Annotated in this window: 18 protein-coding genes; 15 read left to right on the top strand and 3 right to left on the bottom strand. The window is 45.4% G+C overall.

Annotated elements, in window-relative coordinates; genetic code table 11:
* The first annotated feature begins 100 nt into the window (after positions 1-100).
* The 5 genes from CEF20_RS17530 to CEF20_RS12540 all read left to right on the top strand — a co-directional run bounded on the left by CEF20_RS17530 (position 101) and on the right by CEF20_RS12540 (position 4,120).
* Positions 101-580 carry a transposase family protein gene (locus CEF20_RS17530; RefSeq protein ID WP_100332269.1) on the top strand — a complete coding sequence of 160 codons (480 nt, stop codon included), beginning with the start codon at positions 101-103 and terminating at the stop codon, positions 578-580.
* Positions 537-755 (top strand): transposase, encoded by a 219-nt coding sequence (locus CEF20_RS12555; protein ID WP_100332862.1) that lies wholly within the window; start codon positions 537-539, stop codon positions 753-755. Before CEF20_RS17530 ends, CEF20_RS12555 begins: the two co-directional genes overlap by 44 nt.
* A 113-nt stretch (positions 756-868) precedes the next feature.
* Positions 869-2,383 (top strand): IS21 family transposase, encoded by a 1,515-nt coding sequence (gene istA / locus CEF20_RS12550; protein ID WP_100332268.1) that lies wholly within the window; start codon positions 869-871, stop codon positions 2,381-2,383.
* Positions 2,380-3,123 (top strand): IS21-like element helper ATPase IstB, encoded by a 744-nt coding sequence (istB, locus tag CEF20_RS12545; RefSeq protein WP_232713516.1) that lies wholly within the window; start codon positions 2,380-2,382, stop codon positions 3,121-3,123. The genes istA and istB overlap by 4 nt, the downstream gene beginning before the upstream one ends.
* Complete coding sequence (locus CEF20_RS12540; protein WP_100332267.1) at positions 3,083-4,120, top strand: transposase; 1,038 nt, start codon at positions 3,083-3,085, stop codon at positions 4,118-4,120. The genes istB and CEF20_RS12540 overlap by 41 nt, the downstream gene beginning before the upstream one ends.
* Positions 4,121-4,487: 367 nt before the next feature.
* Here CEF20_RS12540 and CEF20_RS12535 read toward each other — a convergent pair whose 3' ends face one another.
* A complete protein-coding gene (locus tag CEF20_RS12535) occupies positions 4,488-5,684 on the bottom strand; it encodes a chromate transporter (RefSeq protein ID WP_100332860.1) in 1,197 nt (398 codons plus the stop codon).
* Between the two features lie 224 nt (positions 5,685-5,908).
* Positions 5,909-6,214, bottom strand: coding sequence for a PadR family transcriptional regulator (locus CEF20_RS12530; RefSeq protein ID WP_100332266.1), 306 nt, complete (start codon positions 6,212-6,214; stop codon positions 5,909-5,911).
* 394 nt (positions 6,215-6,608) lie between these two features.
* Between CEF20_RS12530 and CEF20_RS12525 the strand changes: the two genes are divergently transcribed.
* From CEF20_RS12525 to CEF20_RS12490, 7 genes are all read left to right on the top strand, one after another.
* Positions 6,609-7,223: a PH domain-containing protein gene (locus CEF20_RS12525; protein WP_100332265.1), complete on the top strand. Its 615-nt coding sequence runs from the start codon at positions 6,609-6,611 to the stop codon at positions 7,221-7,223.
* 693 nt (positions 7,224-7,916) lie between these two features.
* Positions 7,917-9,155 carry a sensor histidine kinase gene (locus CEF20_RS12515; RefSeq protein WP_198508528.1) on the top strand — a complete coding sequence of 413 codons (1,239 nt, stop codon included), beginning with the start codon at positions 7,917-7,919 and terminating at the stop codon, positions 9,153-9,155.
* The gene (locus CEF20_RS12510) at positions 9,130-9,783 is read left to right on the top strand and encodes a response regulator (protein WP_100332262.1); all 654 of its coding nucleotides are present in this window, start codon (positions 9,130-9,132) and stop codon (positions 9,781-9,783) included. The genes CEF20_RS12515 and CEF20_RS12510 overlap by 26 nt, the downstream gene beginning before the upstream one ends.
* 131 nt (positions 9,784-9,914) lie before the next feature.
* Positions 9,915-10,844 (top strand): ABC transporter ATP-binding protein, encoded by a 930-nt coding sequence (locus CEF20_RS12505; RefSeq protein ID WP_100332261.1) that lies wholly within the window; start codon positions 9,915-9,917, stop codon positions 10,842-10,844.
* Positions 10,845-10,855: 11 nt separating this feature from the next.
* Positions 10,856-12,061: an ABC transporter permease gene (locus CEF20_RS12500; protein WP_100332260.1), complete on the top strand. Its 1,206-nt coding sequence runs from the start codon at positions 10,856-10,858 to the stop codon at positions 12,059-12,061.
* On the top strand, positions 12,058-13,176 hold the full coding sequence (locus CEF20_RS12495) for an ABC transporter permease (protein WP_100332259.1): 1,119 nt from the start codon (positions 12,058-12,060) through the stop codon (positions 13,174-13,176). The genes CEF20_RS12500 and CEF20_RS12495 overlap by 4 nt, the downstream gene beginning before the upstream one ends.
* Before the next feature lie 132 nt (positions 13,177-13,308).
* Positions 13,309-13,932, top strand: a complete 624-nt coding sequence (locus tag CEF20_RS12490; protein ID WP_100332258.1) for a spore coat protein — start codon at positions 13,309-13,311, stop codon at positions 13,930-13,932.
* A gap of 46 nt (positions 13,933-13,978) precedes the next feature.
* Here CEF20_RS12490 and CEF20_RS12485 read toward each other — a convergent pair whose 3' ends face one another.
* Entirely contained in the window at positions 13,979-16,147 is a 2,169-nt protein-coding gene (locus CEF20_RS12485; RefSeq protein ID WP_100332257.1) for an MMPL family transporter, read from the bottom strand.
* A gap of 475 nt (positions 16,148-16,622) precedes the next feature.
* On the opposite strand from CEF20_RS12485, the gene CEF20_RS12480 reads away from it, so the two are divergent.
* Genes CEF20_RS12480 through CEF20_RS12470 form a run of 3 tightly spaced genes read left to right on the top strand, consistent with a single transcriptional unit; the run spans position 16,623 to position 19,268 of the window.
* Positions 16,623-17,573 (top strand): ABC transporter permease, encoded by a 951-nt coding sequence (locus CEF20_RS12480; RefSeq protein ID WP_100332256.1) that lies wholly within the window; start codon positions 16,623-16,625, stop codon positions 17,571-17,573.
* Positions 17,566-18,516: an iron chelate uptake ABC transporter family permease subunit gene (locus CEF20_RS12475; protein ID WP_100332255.1), complete on the top strand. Its 951-nt coding sequence runs from the start codon at positions 17,566-17,568 to the stop codon at positions 18,514-18,516. The genes CEF20_RS12480 and CEF20_RS12475 overlap by 8 nt, the downstream gene beginning before the upstream one ends.
* Complete coding sequence (locus tag CEF20_RS12470) at positions 18,510-19,268, top strand: iron ABC transporter ATP-binding protein (RefSeq protein WP_100332254.1); 759 nt, start codon at positions 18,510-18,512, stop codon at positions 19,266-19,268. The genes CEF20_RS12475 and CEF20_RS12470 overlap by 7 nt, the downstream gene beginning before the upstream one ends.
* The last annotated feature ends 3 nt before the right edge of the window (positions 19,269-19,271 follow it).

Here is a 19,271-nt window from a genome sequence, read left to right as displayed (position 1 = left end):
AGACGTCAAGTCGAATTGGCTCTTACGCTTTTTTGGTGAATGCATCTTTTAGAAGTTTTTGGGGTATAGGAAATGTAAAAGCGAACAGGAGTGGTCCAATATGATGGGCAGGACACAACTACTTTTTCAGTTTAACAGTCCGATTGATATGATCCATGAACATGTGTCAGATAATGAACTCTTTTGCATAATGAATATATCTTCCTCTTCGGCCCGATGCCCTTCATGTGATGTATTTTCCAGCCGGGCGCATAGCCATTATACCCGCAAAATCGATGATCTCCCGATATCCGGACGACATGTAACTCTTCAAATCCGACTGCGCAAATGGTTTTGTGACGAGCCCTCCTGTTCAAGAAAGATTTTTACCGAGAGGCTTTCGTGGGCGCATTCATATAGACGGAAAACGACCCGTTTAGAAAAGATATTAACGGAATTGACCCTTTCTACAAATTGCTTGGCCGCAGAAAGATCATGCAAAGCACTTCATATTCGGGTCAGCCATGACACGCTGCTTCGGCTTGTGAAAAGCATGGATTTACCTGAAAGAAAGCCTTCTCCCTTTTGTAGGAATCGATGACTTTGCCTTCAAAAAGCGATCTGCTTACGGCACCATAATCGTTGACTTAAAGACACACCAGCCTTTAGAAGTACTGCCCACGAGAGAATCAGAAGACGTGACGGCATGGCTGAAACAACATCCGGAGATTCAGGTAGTCAGCAGAGACGGCTCTAAATCTTACTGTAAACGCTAAACTAAAAGTTGACCACTTCAGTGCTCATCGCTAATGCAAAAGTTGACCACCTTTAACACTCAATCCCGTATCATTGTGTTTGTCCAGAACATAATGATGCAGGAGGAAAAGGAATGTTAAAGATGGCTAATATTGAGCTTATCAGAAAATTACACGTAAAAGAAGGAAGGTCGATTCGGCAGCTTGCTAAAGATTTCAGCTGCTCACGACAGTCCATAAGAAAAGCACCGAAGTTAACGGAAGAACCCAAGTATACCCGAAAGGCTCCAGTTGTTAATCCCGTGATTGATCCAGTCAAACCACTGATTATTGAATGGTTGATGAATGATCGAAACGCGCCCCTAAAACAGCGTCATAGTGCTGCTCAAATCCACAGACGCCTGGTTGAAGAATATGGCTTTAAAGGTGGTGAGTCCACCGTCCGCCGGTTTGTCCGCCAGTTAAAACAAGAGTGGCAAGAAATACAGCCCCCTGTCTCCATTCCGTTGGAATTTGACCCCGGTGAATACGCTCAATTTGATTGGGGAGAAGTATTCATTGAGCTCAATGGTGTTCAAGTAAAAGTCATGCTTTTCTGTATGAGATTGTTATATAGTCGGAAAATTTTTGTGAAAGTCTTTCCACATCAACGTCAAGAAGCTCTGTTTCAAGGTCACGCCGATGCTTTTGATTACTTTGGCGGTGTCCCTAAAACGATCATCTATGACAATATGACAACGGCTGTGAAAAAAGTTCTGAAAGGAACCAAGCGTGAAGAACAAGAGGCCTTTCTTCAATTTCATGTATACTACTTGTTTGATGCTCAATTTTGTGCACCTGCAAAGGGGAATGAAAAAGGTCAGGTAGAGAAGCTTGTTCAAACATCACGATCGAATTTTCTCGTTCCCGTTCCGTCAGTAAGTAGTTTAGAAGAATTAAATGAGATGCTTAAGCGTCGTTGTGATGAATATAACGACACAAAAGTCCCTCGAACGAATGAAACGGTAAAAGATCGCTTCATTTATGAAAAGTCCTTTCTTCTTCCACTACCGCCTACCCACTCTTGTGCGAAAAAAGTGCCTGCGGTCGTGAATACGTTGTCATTAGTTACGTTCGAAACAAATACTTATTCGGTTCCAACCGTTTATGCTGGTCGAAAAGATGCCCAGATTTTCGCCTATGTGGATCGTGTGGAAATCCATTTAGATGGTGAGGTAAAAGCTATCCATGAGCGTAGCTATGAACGACACCAAGAGGTGTTCAATTTGGATCATTATCTTGATGAATTGGAGCGAAAACCGCGAGCCATTCAGCACGCGAGACCATTTAGGCAGACAGAAATGCCAGATTTATATCAACAGTTTTATCGTGAAACATTGAGACAATACGGCCATGCCAAAGAATTGATAAAAGTGCTAAAGCTACACCGTGAATACTCATCTGAATGGATTGAAATAGCTCTTGAAAAAAGCATGGAAGAGCGTCTTTACACATGTGACGGGGTAAAGCAATTTCTATATCAGCTTTACCAACCGGTCGTGGCTAAACCAGCTCCTTTTTCGTATAAGGGGGCGGAAAGAGTGGAAGTGACACCGCCAGTTTTGCATTCATACGATCAATTATTAAAGAAAGGTGGCCTTCTACATTGACCACACATCGCTATCAAATAGATGACTATTTAAAAAGACTTCGTCTCCCCACCATACGTGCCCAATTGGACACGTATGTCAGGGAAGCCAATGAACAGCAAATCAGTTATGAATCCTTCTTGTTTCATTTACTATCCGTAGAAGTCGCTGAAAGAGAATTAAAAAAGAAAGAGTCCGTAAGGAAAAAAGCTCAGTTTCCAATCGAGAAAAACATCACCTCTTTCCGATTTGAAGAAGCTCCTTTTGTCCCCAAACGACGCTTTCTAGAAGTGGCCGATGGTCATTACATTAAAGAGAAACGAAACGTCTTATTTGTGGGCAATTCAGGTACGGGCAAAACACATTTATCTATCGCTCTTGGACATTTAGCCATTGAACAGGGCTATCAAGTGGGTTACTATACAGCTGCCCGATTATCAAATGAACTCATGGAGGCACAGGATGAAAAGCGACTTCTGCAGATTGAGAAGCAGTGGACCCATGCAGATCTTGTGATTATTGATGAACTTGGCTACATTCCCTATCATCCCCGTGCAGCAGAGTTGATGTTTCAGTTCTTTTCTACTCGTTATGAGCGAGGGAGTATGATTATCACCAGCAACAGGGAATTCAGTCGTTGGAACGAAGTCTTTCATGACGATCAAATGACCGCCGCCTTGTTAGATCGAATCACACACAAGGCACATTTATTCCCAATGAATGGGGACAGTTATCGTTTCAAAGAAACGTATTCGTCCTAACAAGAGGGTGGTCAACTTTTCGATGAGCGACATGGTCAACTTTTGGGTTGACGATTACAAATCTTACGCTAAAGCCATTGAAGCGGCTTCTTCTGACATTAAACAGGTAGGTGACCGATGGCATATTCTCCAACAACTATTTTGTGCCATTAAGAAAACCTTGTATGCGTATGTCCCATCAAAATGGATACCTCCAGTGATCGGGGAGGTTTCTTCCGAAACAGAAACGAATCCAACTGAATGCCTTAGAAAAACAGATCAAGTTCGAATCCAAAACGAGGAAAAGCACTGGGCGCGAATTCAGCGTGCACAGCAATTGGCAGCGGAAGGTTATTCCATTGCGTCGATTGCTAGGAAAATGAACCTTTCTCGTGTCACGATCTACAAAGACCTGAAGATCACTCGGAAACCATGTCATAAACGAGAGTCGCGTTTTGATGACTATCGTTCGCTAATACGCTCTCTGGTTCAAAAACAGCAGACGGCGAAACAGATTGAAGAGGTCTGCCGTGAAAGGGGATATGACGGCTCGGTTTCTACATTGAACACGATGATTGCCAGGGAACGAAGAAACAGCAAAAATAATGGGAACAAGCCGTTGTTTCTCCGTCAAAGGCTACTTAGCATAATATGGAACTTTCATGGTCCTCCCCATGAAGACTGCTTTAAACACATTCATTCGAAATTATTATCGGCTTTTCCAGACATTCTGCTTTTGAATAAAATCGTTTCTTCTTTTCGTCAGCTTTTCTACTCTAAGGACCCACAATGCTTGATAGAATGGATCCATCAACATGAAAAAAGCAAGTTTCCATTGATCTGCTCTTTCATCGAGGGACTGAAGAAAGACCTTTCGGCTGTTTCAAACAGTATTCAGGAACCTTGGAGCAATGGCGTGGCCGAAGGACATGTGAACCGCTTAAAAACCATCAAACGAATGATGTATGGCCGAGCAAAGTTTTCTCTTTTAAGAATTCGAGTCTTATCGGGATTATAAGTTATATTAAAAAAATAAAACCGATTGTTAGAAGGATAGTAGTGAAGTTATCACCAAAAAAGCGTAAGAGCCGTCGAATTTTACATTTTTCGCTAAGTTATCCTTTACATTTTAGTTGTTACACAGTCCAATTGATATGGAGCCTCTACAGGTACGATGACTAGACTTGATATTAAAGGAACGATGGCTGTTGCACCATGGCTATTATACCTGTTTCTCCAAATAAAGTGGACGACAAATGTAGCTAAAAGTGTAAAGTCGATTTCAGCGAAAACTGTAAAATGTATTCTGGCGTTTACAACAGCCCCGTTTTTCATTGCCTCAAACGAAGAACCCTGGGGATGTCCCCAGGGTTCTTCTTGTGCAATTACGAAAGGAAAGACAGCAGGGAGCCGCCAATCGCGCCGGCAAGGACAATGATCCACGGCGGCAGCTTCCAGTAAGCAAGCATGCTGAATAGGACGGCGGCAAAGGCAAAGTCAGCGGCTTCTAGGATGGAACTTGTCCAGATGGGCTGATAAAAGGCGGACAGTAAAATTCCGACGACGGCTGCGTTGACGCCCATCAAGACTCCTTTCACTTTCGGATTGCGGCGCAGGCTGTTCCAGAAAGGCAGTGTGCCGAGAATTAATAGAAAGGCCGGCAAGAAAATGGCTGCCGTTGCAACGAGGCCGCCAGCCCATCCATTCATCACCGCTCCTAAATAAGCCGCGAAGGTAAACAGCGGTCCCGGCACAGCTTGAGCGGCTCCGTAGCCTGCGAGAAAGGCCTCTTCACTGAGCCAGCCATCTGGAACAAATTCGCGCTCCAACAGCGGCAAAACGACGTGTCCGCCTCCGAAAACAAGAGAGCCAGAGCGGTAAAAGCTGTCGAACATTGCGATCCAGCTGGACGAAGTGGCTTCTCTAATAATCGGCAGAAGAATAAGCAAGCCAAAAAACAAGGTCAAACAAGCGGCGGCGAACTTCCGTGAAACAGGGAAGTGAAGGCTGGGGCTATCCGGTTCGTGAGGCTGCCGGAAGAGAAGGTAGCCCGCAAAGCCGGCCAGCAATATAACGCCTACTTGCGTATAGGCGGTTTGCCATAATAAAGTGGCCACTAACGCGAATAGGGCAATGGCTTTTCTCTGCAAATCCGGCGTCAGCTTCTGGGCCATTCCGATAATGGCGTGGGCAACGACGGCTACGGCGACCACCTTTAAGCCGTGAATCCAGCCGGCATTGCCGACATCTAGCCCTTGCAGAAGCAAGGCGAAAAGAATGAGGGCAATAACAGAAGGCATTGTGAATCCCAGAAAAGAGACGATCCCGCCTATAACGCCCGCGCGCATCACGCCGATGCCTATGCCAACTTGGCTGCTTGCCGGGCCGGGAAGGAACTGACATAAGGCCACTAAATCCGCATATGTCTTTTCATCCATCCACTTTCGCCGTCGGATATATTCCTCATGGAAATAGCCCAAATGAGCGACAGGGCCACCGAAAGATGTGAAACCCAGCCTGGTTGAAACGAGTAAGATTTCTAGCAGGGAACGGATCGTAGGTGTTTTCTTTTCCCTGTTCATTGCTTGATCTTTCAACTATGACAACTCCTTTCCCAATCAAAATGTTAATCTTTTATCCCGCATCGAGAATAGAGCGGGGAAGTAAAAGCTAAAGAGGAAGATCACAGCTCCTGCATGCCCGATTCGTTCGAGCCTGCACGATGCAGGTGACTAAGGCGCTGCAGCAGGCCTTCGTTCTTCTTTTCAACAGCGGGGGATGGCAAAAGATCCCGCTGCTTGAAGATTCACTTTATTTCTTTGAATAGTTCGTAAGCTTTATTTCTTGCTTCATCGAGCACACTAATCCCTTTAGCGGTCGCTCGGTAATACTTTCGGATTTTTCCTTCCACATTTCGCTCCTCTTTACTTAACAGACCATCCGACTCCATGGAGTGCAGAATAGGATACAAGGTGCCGGCGCTCATGCTGTAGCCATGCTCCTTGAGCTCTTCTAGCATCCACAGGCCAAAAATCGGATGCTCCTTGGCATGATGCAGGATATGGATGTGGATAAATCCTAAAAATAATTTGCGCAGAACTTTATCTTCCACGACTTTCCCCTCCATATTCCATTCATCTAGGCATTAACGAAAATCAATATCGAATTCCGATATCAATATTAGCATGAAAGGAGTTTCTTCTCAAAGCCTTTACGAAATCTTAACAATCACGATCTGCGATCTATGCTTTTCATCTGCTGAAAAACGTTTTGTCTCGTTACAACAATAAAGCAGGGACATAGCTCTAAATGCCCGATTCGTTCGCGCCTGCACGACGCAGATGACAAAGATGCGGCAACAGCACGGCGATGCCAGCCTCTGTTCCTCTTTTCAGCAGACCCGCACTTTGGAGAATTTCTTTGTAAAAAATGGTGAATCTTATCTATTTTTGGTAAAATTGTGGAGGAGATGTACCGGTTAATTCATTTTCTGAAAGGGTGAGTGTATGTTTAAAAAAATGGCTTCGGAAGCCTTGGGGTTATCGGATATAGGCAAGATTATTGAGCCGGCAGACTACGATAAAACGGATGCTGATGATTATGTGATGCATGAGGACGGCGAAAAAATCTACTTCTTAATTAAGACGAGGGCGGATGAGTACTGCTTCACCAATTTAGCAGTGATTCATGTCGATGGCGAAAGCGCTGTTTCTTCTAAGCGCACGCTGAAGCGCTATCCTTATGCACAGTATAAAATTTCAGGGATCTCCTTGGAAACAGCCGGAAAGATTGACATGGATGTTGAGATTAAATTTATGATCGGCAATAAGCCGTTCGATATTGATGTGCATAAAGATCAATTGGATCAATTGAAAGATCTTTACAAAGCCCTTCTGCGAATCGGTGAAATCACTTATGAAAATGAGATTTATATGAATACGGCAGCAGAGAGCCTAGAGAAAGCGGCCGCAGTGATGCAAAATTGCCGCACGGATGATAAGAGCTTGGCCAGCGCGTACAGAGGATTAACGGAATTTGGCTTTGAATGGTTAACAGCCGCCCATGAGAAATATCACATAAAAGATTTTGGTGACGTATTCGAGAAGTATATCAACAATTGATAACTGAAGAAGTATGCTTTGCACGAAGATTTCTGTTAAATCCCTTATCCAAGTATAATAAGAGTCACTCCAACATCCGATAAGTTGACGGGTTATCGAATTTCATCAGCTGATAAGGAAGGGAATTTTTTATCATTGGGTTAAGCATACGATACCCTAATGTGCAGATCCCGCATAATCAAAAATTCGAGTAATTAGTTTATCAGCATAACAGCAAACGGCCTTACATTTTGTGAGGTCGTTTGCTGTTATGCAAACTTTTTTAACACTGTAAAACGACTGTATTTTTCTTTTTCCAACACATCGTTTTCCGTATATGGAAAGATGAGGAGGGTTCTTTGCCTTTCATTGAAATATAAATACTTTGTAAAGCCGTAAGAGAATGGGTGAGTTTTTGTCGAAGCATTTCATATTTTGTCATTAACATAACGTACTAGTCTTCAAACGTTTTCATTCCTCTATTGTAATCGAATTTACAGAGCTTCCACTGCTTCTTGAATAGCGGACCGTATATAATATTCAATAGCGTTTGCTTGCTTTCTTCCGTCATTTTTATAATCTGATAGTCAGTTTTTACTGGCTTTCTGGTTTGATTCCAATATGGAAATAGAGGCAGGCAGAGCGCAAAGTACAAGGAATCACTCCTCATATTATAGAATACATGTATGAAGTAAAATGTGGGGGGGCGCAGGAGTGAATAAACGATTGATGATCTTGTTTTCGGCAACAAGGCTTGGAATGTTCTGGATGTTAAGCGGATTTTATTATCTGCTGATTGAAGAAAGCGAATGGGAAAAATCATTATTTATTGGGCTGGCGGTACTCGTGTTTACTCTCAGCCATCTTAGGATGATGTCCACCACTGACAAACGGATCAAGCTTTTGTGCTGGGTGACTGATTTCTTGCTGAGTGCCGCTTTTGGCGTGATGTTTGCGGACGAAAACCGAATGTATCTCATTCTCTTTGGAGTCATTGCGGTGACGGTCTATTTCGCGACGGGGAATAAAAAAGTGCTGTACGGATTTTCATTTGCGTTCTTTCTCACGTGGGGAGCCATTATGCTTTTAAACTATCTGCAAACAGGAGAATGGTTTCTTGTATTTAATATCGTGAATTTTTCTTTTGTTGTTCATGGCGCGATTGTAGGCAGTCTGTTGCGGATGTTGCTGGCGGCAAAAGAAACGATCTCTAACCAGTACGAGCAGCTCACGGATTCGCATAGTCAATTAGTCAGCGCACATAAGCAGTTAGAGAGTTATTCTCGTCAAGTGGAGGAGCTGGCAACGATTAGGGAGAGGAATCGCATTGCCCGTGATATCCATGATACGATCGGTCATCATATGACAGCTTTAGTCGTACAGCTGCGGCTGGCTCAGGAAGTGATGCCCAAGCTGGCCAAGCAAAGCAGAGAAATACTAGAAACTTGTGAACGGATTGCAACCAATTCATTGGCGGATATTCGTTTGTCGGTGCACACACTGCATGAAGAAGAACGCCATCTGACATTAATACAGAGGCTAAGGAGTATACTGCAGGAATTTTCGCAAACGGCTGGTATGAAAACGACGCTCCAATTGAAAGGGGACCCGACCGCATTGTCTGCTTCCTGGCAGCCAACGATTGAAAAACTTGTGCAAGAAGCGCTGACGAATGCTGCGCGTCATGGTTTCGCTACGGAATGTGAGGTGCGGTTAAACTGCATGGAGGAAGCTGCCAAGCTTGTGATCACGGATAACGGCTGCGGAGCGAGCGCGATCACGCCCGGCTTTGGGCTGTTTAATATGCGCGAACGAGTGGAGCAGCACGGCGGAACGATTCAGTACACTAGTGAGGAAGGAAAAGGATTTACGGTGATAGCTCAATTTCCGCTGAAAACCATTCAATGGATAATGGGAGGGGATGAGAATGATTCGTATCATTGTAGCGGATGACCAGCCGCTGATGCGTGACGGATTAAGCTCGATTTTAAATTTACGGAAAGAAGTGGAAGTAGTAGCTACAGCAGCTGATGGGCAGGAAGCGTTTGAGCAGGCGTCGCTATGGAAGGCGGATATCGTTCTCATGGATATTCGCATGCCGGGCGTCAGTGGAGTGGAAGGCACGAAACGGATCCGTCAGCATCTGCCTCATACGAAAGTACTGATGCTCACGACTTTCAAAGACAGCGAGCTCATTATGCAGGCATTAGCAGAGGGAGCCAGCGGCTATTTGCTAAAGGATATGCGGACGGATGTGATCGTGCAGGCGATTATGACCGTGCACGGAGGCGGTGTCGTTCTGCCGCAAGAACTGACTGCGCAAGTGCTGGCTGAGCGGAAACGATCGCTGGCGGATGAGGATATGCCCGAAGTAGCGAAGGAGTTGACGGAGCGGGAGTGGCAAGTGCTTAAGCAGCTGGGCTACGGCCGAAGCAATAAAGAGATTGCCGAATTATTCTTCATTACAGAAGGTACGGTGAAAAATCACGTATCCAACATTATACATAAACTCAGTCTGCGCGACCGTACGCAGGCCGCGATTTTCGCCGTCAGGTACGGCATTTCCACATATCCAATATGACTTTTAGCATATACAAAGCGACATAAGGGGTCGCTTTTTTTGTTGATCTCATTCTATCTGGCGCATGATGGAAAACGCGCTAGGATCAGCTACCATAGAAAGAGAAACGGATCGATAAAGGTGGGGAGCCAATGCTGCAAATTGAGAACGCAACGAAGAAGTTCGGCAAGAGGGAGGTGGTGAACGGTGTTTCCTTTCAAGTGAACAAGGGGGAATCTTTTGGATTGCTCGGTCCAAACGGTGCAGGGAAATCCACATTGATTGCGATGATAGGCGGATTGCTGTCATTAGATGGGGGCGATATTAAGATAAGCGGAGTTTCTGTGAAAAAGGATTCCATGGCTGTTCGTCAAAAGATAGGGATCGTTCCGCAAGATATCGCTCTTTACCCGTCGATGTCCGCTCAAGATAATTTAATGTTCTGGGGAAAAATGTACGGTCTAAAGGCCAGGCAAGCGAAAGAAAGAGTCGGAGAAGTTCTAGCAATCATTGGGCTGACGGAGCGGGCCAAAGAAAAGATCGCTACTTTCTCAGGAGGGATGAAAAGGCGAGTTAATATCGGCGCCGCGTTAATGCATGAGCCGGAGCTGCTGATTATGGATGAGCCGACCGTCGGCATTGATCCTCAGTCGAGACATCATATATTAGAGACGGTGAAATCATTGAATCAACGGGGAACGACTGTAATTTACACGAGCCACTATATGGAAGAGGTAGAGTACTTATGTGAGCGGCTGGCGATTTTGGATCGGGGAAAAGTGATCGTCGCTGGTAATAAAGCGGATCTCTGCGAGAGGCTGGCCGGAGAAGTGGTCATTCAGCTAAAGGTTGATCAGGCGAAAGAGGACTATTTCATGCGGCTGAATGACATAAAGGGCGTTGAAAAAGTGGTGCGCCAAGACGAGGGTTTTCTTCAGCTTTTTGTGACAAATTCAGACGTGCTTGGGCCGGTCGTTTCTTTATCAGCTGCAAGCGGTGTACAGCTGCAAGCCGTAGAAGTGAGAAAGCCAGGGCTGGAAAGCTTGTTTCTTCAGCTGACCGGCCGTTCACTGCGGGATTAGGGGGAAGCGTAATGAAAAGCTTAGCCATTGCTTGGAAAGATGTAAAAGCGAGTTTGCTTGATGGCAAAGCTCTCCTTTTGATGTTCGGGATGCCGCTTCTTTTAACGGCTATCTTAGGTACAGCTTTAAAGGGTGTAATGGGCGGAGAACAAGCTGCATTGCCAGTGACCGTAGGCATCTATCAGGAGGATGGAGATTCGCTGGAGAAGGATTGGGTTACTGCCTTTAAGAAAATAGAAGGGGTCAGCGTCACCGAATTGAATTCTAAGCAGGCAGTCAAACAGAAGCTGGAAGAAGGATCCATAGATGCCGGTCTTCTTGTGCCCGCCCAATGGAGCCAAGGTTTTCAATCAGGAGATTGGCCAGCTGTTACTGTGATCACCGATCCGGAAAAAGATCATCAGCTGACCTTGATTGAAGCAGCAGCGGAATCAATTGCCGGACGCACCGCCGCCATTAGCCAGGTGACCCGCGAGCTCATGAAGGGACTGTCATCCAGCCAGCAGGAACTCTTGCAAAAGGATACGGCTGAGCGTATCAGCCAAGAATTGGCCGAAGCAGCTGCCGCGGAGGCGTCCTATGTGAAAGAACAGCCGCTGACAGGGGAAAAAGTGTCTGCGTTACAATATTATGCGGCTGCTATGGCGGTGATGTTTTTATTATTTAACGCTATGAAGGGAGCAAAATCTTTCTTGCACGAACATGAAGCGCAAACGCTGATGCGGCTGATGAGCACACCAACGAGCAAGGGGACAATCTTGGCAGGCAAGTGCCTGGGGACATGGCTGTATGCCCTGCTGCAATTTATTGTCTTTATGCTGGCCACAGGCCTTATTTTTGGCGTGGACTGGGGAGACAATCCATTTCAAAGCTTAGCCGTCAGTGCTTCTTACGCTGCAGCGGTGTCAGGGCTGTCCATTGCTCTTGCTTCCTTGGTGGACGATGAGAAAACAGCTGATACGGCCGGGACGGTAAGTGTTCAGATTCTGTCGCTGCTTGGTGGGTCCATGGTTCCAATGATGCTTTTTCCAGAGTTTCTGCAAAAGCTGGCTTACGCGGCTCCCAATACGTGGGCATTAACCAGCTTTACCGCTATTATGAGGGGAGAAAGCTGGGAAGCCTTAATTCAGCCGATCATTGTCATGCTCGCCTTTGGCCTTGTCTCCATTGTTATTGGAGCGTGGCGAATGCATAAGAGAAGGAGGAGAAGTGCATGAGAAAGAGCTGGGCGATTTGCTGTATAGAAGTGAAGAAGGTTTTTCAGAAGCCCTCCTCTTATATCGTAATGTTTGCGATGCCGCTTTTATTTACGGTGCTGTTTGGTCATGTATTTGGAGAAAAGGAACAGCAAAAGCCTCAGCTGGCACTTGTCGATCAGCAGAAAAGTGATATTTCTTCCTCCATATTCCATGAGCTGCAAGCTAATGATCTCTTTACAGTGGAACAAACGACATTGGCCGTGGCGAAAGAGAGAATGAACAGCCATGACGTTTCCGGGATACTCGTGATCGAAAAAAAGGAAGCTCCCTCGATCCTCTTTCACCACGATCCGGCGCTGACATCGGCAGCAGCCATTATACAAAGCGTGGAAGAGTCTGTTTCAGCGGTCCAAATTCAAGCAGCCGCCGCGCGCATTTGGCAGGAGGAAACCGGAAAGAAGCGGGCGCCGGATTCATTTGCCAAAGAAACAGCGGCCGCTGTCAAGGTAATGGATCTTAAAGAGCAAAAACACTCATCGGGTATGACGGGAAGGACCCAAAGCGCCGCAGGGTTTTCCATCATGTTCGTGATGATCATGATGATGACAGCCACAGGAACGATAATTGAGGCAAGGTCAACCGGTGTGTGGTACCGGCTGCTTTTGGCCCCGACCTCTAAGTGGCAGCTGATGACGGGATATTTGCTGGCTTTCTTTCTTATAGGCTGGATTCAATTCGCTGTTTTAATACTGTCTGCTGTCCTTTTATTTGACGTCAGCTGGGGAAATCCGCTCGGGGTGGCAGTTCTGACCTCCGCTTTGCTGCTTTGCATCATTGGTTTAGGTCTTTTTATTGCCAGCCTTGTGAAAACCGCAGAGCAGCAAGCTGCGATCGGCTCTTTAGTTATTGTTTCCACATGCATGCTGAGCGGCATTTACTGGCCGCTTAGTATCGTGCCTGAGTTTATGCAAAAGATCGCTGACTTCGTTCCTCAGACATGGGCGATGAAGGGATATGAATCGCTGATCGTTCAAGGAGGACATTTAGCTGACATTGCCTTGCCTGTTACCATTCTGTTCATCTTTGCCGGGGGGTTTTTGACGGCAGGGATCATGAGGGTGGCTTATGATTAAAAGATAAAAACAGCTGGAGCTTCAGTGCTTTCGGCTGTTTTTTCGTGAAAAATCATCGGATAGGGTATAAAGCCAGCGCGGGCTCACATACTAACAAGGTACGGCTTACTTATTGAGGAGGGGGATGTTAACATGCAAATTCAACAAAACGGTCAAACTCATCAAAACATGCACACGGGTACAGTGGCGCCGCAGATGAACCATGGCGGTCATGAAGTAATGGATGTGCATGAAGTCCTTTCCGGTTCCATCGGAGTAATGAATCAGTATTGTTTGCTGCGCGAGCATATTCAGGATCAAGAATTATTAAATATTCTTGACCGTCAGTACCAATTTATGCAGCAGGAGTACAATACGACAGTGGACTGTTTCCGCACGGGGCAGGATCCGAAGGTGCCAACGCAAAGCTACCAGATGACGCAAAATAATGACTTTATTTACGGACTTACGCCAACCCAGCCGAAGAAGCCGCTACAATCTGTTTCCGAAATTAATGATGAAACGGTTTCAGGCTTAATGCTTGGAGCTGTGAAATCTACGGCCGGCATGAAAGCAATGGCTGCGTGTGAAGTAACGAACCCAGTCGTTCGCCGTGTGCTTGCCGACTCTATTCCGAATTGCATTGAAATGGCGTATGAATTGTCCATTTACCAAAATAAGCATCATTATTATCAAGTGCCGCAATTCTCGCAGCAGGATATGCAGCAAATGACGCAAGCCTATGCCCCTGCACAAGGAAATCCAACTGCTCATTAATCGGGGAAACGCCATCTGTGAAAGGATGGCGTTTCTTTTCATTGAATTATTGATTTTTCATCTGCTGGCTGGAGGCGGACGGAGCTCTCGTCCGGCCAAAAGGATACCACCAGTTCCAATTGCCCAAAAGCTTCATCAGGCTGGGAACGAGCAGTAAACGGATGATGGTGGCATCGATGGCAATCGCTAAAGCGATCCCGATGCCGATTTGTTTAACGGGTACGACGCCGGTAAAGGCGAAGGCACCGGTAATAACAATCATAATAAGCGCCGCAGAAGTGATCACCTTGCTCGTGCTGGCCAGTCCTTCCACGGTGGCATTTGTATTGTCGCCTGTCTGCAAATAGAATTCGCGTATGCGGGAAATCAGAAAGACTTCATAATCCATGCTTAAGCCAAAAACCAGGCTGAATACGAGCACGGGAAGAATTAAGGAGATATCCATTTCATTCAATCCGAAATGTCCTCCTTGGAATATCCACACGAGAATCCCAAAGGTGGAGGTTAAACCGACGACATTCATAAGAATCGCTTTCAAAGGGATGACCACCGAGCGGAAAGCGAGCATTAGGATGATGAAGGTGGAGACGAAAATGATCGCCAAGGCTAGACCGATTTTGTCATAAATTTCATCATAAATTTCCTGGTTGAACTTTGGCTGCCCGCCAAAATGCAACTCAACCGGCCAATTCTTCTCGCTCCATTTGCGGGCAAGATCCTGCGCTTTTTCAGCACTGCCTTCAACATTTAAGTGAATCGGGATCAGGAGCTGGTTTTCCCGGACGAAAGGCTGGATTGCCGGTTCAAGCTGTTTTCTCATTTGCGGCTGCTTAAGAGCGGCCGCCAGCTCTTGGGGCTCCGTCACTTTGCTGGCAGTAAAAACCGTATCGATTTCCTGGACGGCTTCTTCCTCATGAAATGCCTTTTGCAGCTCTTTCATTTCCCGGAGCCCGGCTTCATTCAGCCAGCCGTCTTGACGTTCAGCAATGGCGTAAATAGTGCTTTTATTTTGCTTCATGAATTCCTCTTCAATTGTCTCAAAAGCGATTCGTGATTCAAAATGCTCGGGCAGAGAATCCGTCGTTGGGATGGATAAGTTCATATGTTTCACCGGCAGGATGCCCGCCATTAATATAGCGAGTGCTGCGATGGAAATAAGTGCGGGGCGCTTCATTACACCGTGAGCAAATTGGCGCCAGCGAGCGCTGCCATCGCCGATGGAGCGGATGATCCGCCATTTGTGTATCCGGTCCCCGAGCATGTACAGCATCGCCGGAAGTAAAGTTAAAGAGCCGAGCACCGCAACGGCGATCACCACCATTCCGCCGATCGCGACATTCTTGAAAATATCTACTTCGATCACCATCATCGATCCAAGGCCGATAAAGACGCAGATGGCTGAAAAAATGATGGAGTGGCCAGCCGTTTGAATGGTGGTGATCAGCGCGTCTTTCTTAGGCTGTTTCTTGATTTCTTCTTTATAGCGGTTGATAAACAGCAGGGAGAAATCAATGGAGAGAGCTAACCCGATCATCGGAGCAATATTTAAAATGAAGATCGCTAAGTCGACTTGCCTCCCGATAAACGTCAGCAAACCGAAGCTGATCATGATCGTGATGCCGCCCACTAGAAGAGGCAGGAGAGAGGCGGCCGCTGTGCCGAACGCAAATAATAAAACAAGCAGGGCAACAGGCAGCCCGATCAATTCCGCTCGTTTTAAATCATCCTGGCTGGCTTGATTGATGTCTTGCGTCAGAACGGGCATGCCGGTGATTGTCACGCCTTCTTCTTCCTTAGTAATGCTCTTGATATCCTCGATGACAGGGGACATTTCTTCTGCTTTCTTGTCATATTGAACGGTGGCATAAGCCACATCTGGTTTCATGTACTCAGGATTCTTTAAGGGAGACTGGATCGCTGTCTCCGGGCTCTGATCTTCTATGCGGTTCAGCAGGGTGCTGATTCTTTCTCTAAATTCATTCTCTGAATCGTCTTCGCTTTTTTTAAATAAAATCATTATGGACGATTCTGGGAAATCAAATGTCTCGCTTAATTCTTTTTGCACCTCTTCATACTCTCCGTCTGTTCGAAACCCATCGCCCTCTAATAAAGAAGGCAGCTGCAGAGCGAAATATCCCATCGCCAGGGCGGCGACGATCCACAGCGAAAGTATCCATTTGCGGGCGCGGACAAGAAGGGAGGCTAATTGATTCATAGTGTGGATCCCCCTTTGCTTTTGCATCAACTTCATCATACAATACCCCATCTGTTTTGAAAATTATAAATATTCCGTCAGAAGGAAAAGGCTATTGACTTTGATAATCGTTATCATTTATAATGCTGGTGAGAAAGGTTTTCAATTAAATGAGGAAAGGAGAAATGATAGACAAGTTTTTTTCCAATATCCGCTTTTCTCTCTATGTATACTTGCATAACTCCATATAGATTAGGTAAAATGTGTTCGAAAAGCTGTCATCAGGAGAATGTTACTGCAAGTTGGAAAGAGAGCCCTCTTCCCCCACTTAAACAATTTGATTCTGAAGGGAAGCGGCGCCGCTTGATCGAATGCTAGCTTCACCAATAACAGGAAAGGACAGCTCTATTTTTTTGATGTATAATGATAATGAATCTCATTTTCTACTGATGGATTAGCTGAAAAACTCTTTATAGAGAAAAGTTAAGGATATGTTATGAAAAAAAGATACTTATTCATTGCTCTTATTGTTTTATCAATTCTTTCATTGTTTATCGGAGTGACCCATATTTCTCCGCTGGATCTATTCGATTTGACGAATGAGCAGACGCAAATTGTTTGGGAAAGCCGGATTCCCCGTCTAATCAGTATTATCATTGCCGGTATGAGCCTCAGCATCAGCGGTTTGATTATGCAGCAGCTAAGCAGAAATAAGTTCGTTTCACCGACGACTGCTGGAACGATGGATTCAGCCAAGCTGGGGATCCTGGTCTCGCTGCTTCTGTTTACTTCCGCTACTCCGCTGCAGAAGATGCTGGTCGCCTTTGTGTTCGCGTTAGCGGGAACCTTCCTGTTTATGAAGATCCTGGACAAAATTAAAATGAAAGACGCGATTTTTATTCCGCTTGTCGGACTGATGTTTGGGAATATTTTAAGTTCAATCTCTACGTTTTTCGCTTATAAATATGATCTGATTCAAAACATATCCGGCTGGCTTCAAGGCGATTTCTCCATGGTAATTAAAGGGCGGTATGAAATGCTGTATATCAGTATTCCGTTGCTCATTCTCGCTTATTTATTCGCCGACCGCTTCACGGTGGCGGGGATGGGGGAGGAATTTTCCGTCAATCTTGGCTTGAACTACAAGCAGGCCGTTAATATCGGACTGACAATTGTCGCTTTATCGTCTACGCTTGTCGTCTTAACAGTGGGGCTGATCCCGTTTTTAGGGCTGATTGTGCCGAATATCGTCACGATTTACCAAGGCGATCATTTAAAGAAGAGCTTGTCGCATACGGCGCTGCTCGGAGCGGTTTTTGTTCTGTTCTGTGATATTCTCGGACGGATCATCATCTATCCTTACGAGATCCCAATTGGATTAACGGTGGGGGTCATTGGAAGCGGCATCTTTATTTACTTGCTGATGAGGAGAAGGGCTTATGACTGAAAAAAAGAAAATACTGATCCTTTCGGCGATTGCGCTCATTGCCACACTGTTGTTTCTGTTTTTGGATCTTGGATACAATTGGGAGTACGCCTTGCCTAAACGGGGGCTGAAAGTGTTCGCGATTATTTTGACGGGAGCATCGATTGCCTTCGCGACACTGATATTCCAAACCATAACGAATAACCGAATTTTAACGCCGAGCATTTTAGGACTTGATGCCTTATATATGCTGATTCAAACGGTGCTTGTTTTCGCCTTTGGCGTCGCCCATTTAACGTGGATGACAAAGCAAGTCAATTTTGTCATTTCGGTCGTGCTGATGGTCTTCTTCGCTGGCGTTCTTTACAAGGTGCTGTTTAAAAGAGAAGGAGAAAATATCTACTTTCTTTTGCTTATCGGCTTAATCTTCGGCACGTTTTTCCAAAGTTTCTCTACTTTTATGCAAGTATTGATTGATCCTAATGAGTTCCAAATCATTCAGGATCGGATGTTTGCCAGCTTTAATAACGTGCAGACAGATGTCTTGTATTTAGCGGTCGCGGCCGTCTTTCTTGTTACTTTATACTTTATGCGCTTTATGAAATATTTGGATGTGCTGTCGCTGGGAAAAGATCACGCCGTCAATCTTGGAGTGGATTATGATTATATTGTGAAAAGGCTGCTGATCGTCGTGGCTATCCTGATTTCTGTAGCTACTGCGCTCGTAGGTCCCATCACTTTTCTTGGCTTGCTGGTTGTCAATGTGACGTACGAAATGTTTCGAACGTATAAGCATACATATTTATTGGCAGGCTCTATTTTCATCAGCATCATCGCTCTTGTTGGCGGTCAGCTGGTAGTGGAAAGAGTGTTTATGTTCAGTACAACGCTAAGTGTCATCATCAACTTTATCGGCGGTGTGTATTTTATCTATTTACTGCTAAAGGAGAATAAACAATGGTAGAAGTTAAAGAGGTTTCGAAGTTATACGGTAGCAAAGCAGTGGTTGACCAGGTGTCTGTTAATATTCCTAAAGGCAAAATCACTTCTTTTATCGGCCCAAACGGGGCAGGGAAAAGTACACTTTTATCTATGATCAGCCGCTTGATTACGAAAGATCAGGGGGATATTCTGATCGACGGCGAAGACGTCAGCAGGGCAAAGAGTAAAGAGCTGGCGAAGAAGGTGGCGATCTTAAAACAGACCAATCATTTAAACCTTCGTTTAACTGTTCGCGACCTCGTTTCCTTCGGCCGTTTTCCTTATTCCCAAGGCAAGCTGAAGAAAGAAGATTGGAAGCATGTAGATGAAGCGATCCGCTATATGGAGCTTGAAGATCTTCAGGATAAATACCTCGATCAATTGAGCGGCGGCCAGCGCCAGCGAGCCTTTATTTCGATGGTGATCGCGCAGGATACGGAATATGTTCTGCTTGATGAACCGCTGAATAATCTGGATATGAAGCATTCCGTTCAGATTATGAAAGTGCTGAGAAGGTTAACGAATGAATTAGGAAAGACCGTTGTCATCGTTATTCATGATATTAACTTCGCGTCTTGCTATTCTGATTATATCGTCGCCTTAAAGGACGGGAAAGTCATTAATCAAGGGTCCGTTGATCAGATGATGGACCGAAATGTACTGCAAAACATCTATGATATGGATATGAATATTGAGACAGTGAACAACTGCAAAATTTGTGTATATTTTAAATAACTT

The organism is Bacillus xiapuensis (genome assembly GCF_002797355.1).
Lineage (GTDB): Bacteria > Bacillota > Bacilli > Bacillales > Domibacillaceae > Bacillus_CE > Bacillus_CE xiapuensis.
This window is presented reverse-complemented; position numbering and strand designations above follow the sequence as displayed.

Excerpts from the sequence above, each read along its gene's own strand:
- CEF20_RS12485 (WP_100332257.1), bottom strand. The coding sequence starts at position 16,147 with ATGAATCAATTAGCCTCCCTTCTTGTCCGCGCCCGCAAATGGATACTT.
- CEF20_RS12490 (WP_100332258.1), top strand. The coding sequence starts at position 13,309 with ATGCAAATTCAACAAAACGGTCAAACTCATCAAAACATGCACACGGGT.
- CEF20_RS12535 (WP_100332860.1), bottom strand. The coding sequence starts at position 5,684 with ATGAACAGGGAAAAGAAAACACCTACGATCCGTTCCCTGCTAGAAATC.
- CEF20_RS12480 (WP_100332256.1), top strand. The coding sequence starts at position 16,623 with ATGAAAAAAAGATACTTATTCATTGCTCTTATTGTTTTATCAATTCTT.
- CEF20_RS12525 (WP_100332265.1), top strand. The coding sequence starts at position 6,609 with ATGTTTAAAAAAATGGCTTCGGAAGCCTTGGGGTTATCGGATATAGGC.
- CEF20_RS12470 (WP_100332254.1), top strand. The coding sequence starts at position 18,510 with ATGGTAGAAGTTAAAGAGGTTTCGAAGTTATACGGTAGCAAAGCAGTG.
- CEF20_RS12495 (WP_100332259.1), top strand. The coding sequence starts at position 12,058 with ATGAGAAAGAGCTGGGCGATTTGCTGTATAGAAGTGAAGAAGGTTTTT.
- CEF20_RS12505 (WP_100332261.1), top strand. The coding sequence starts at position 9,915 with ATGCTGCAAATTGAGAACGCAACGAAGAAGTTCGGCAAGAGGGAGGTG.
- CEF20_RS12500 (WP_100332260.1), top strand. The coding sequence starts at position 10,856 with ATGAAAAGCTTAGCCATTGCTTGGAAAGATGTAAAAGCGAGTTTGCTT.
- istA (WP_100332268.1), top strand. The coding sequence starts at position 869 with ATGTTAAAGATGGCTAATATTGAGCTTATCAGAAAATTACACGTAAAA.
- CEF20_RS17530 (WP_100332269.1), top strand. The coding sequence starts at position 101 with ATGATGGGCAGGACACAACTACTTTTTCAGTTTAACAGTCCGATTGAT.
- CEF20_RS12475 (WP_100332255.1), top strand. The coding sequence starts at position 17,566 with ATGACTGAAAAAAAGAAAATACTGATCCTTTCGGCGATTGCGCTCATT.
- CEF20_RS12510 (WP_100332262.1), top strand. The coding sequence starts at position 9,130 with ATGATTCGTATCATTGTAGCGGATGACCAGCCGCTGATGCGTGACGGA.
- CEF20_RS12540 (WP_100332267.1), top strand. The coding sequence starts at position 3,083 with ATGGGGACAGTTATCGTTTCAAAGAAACGTATTCGTCCTAACAAGAGG.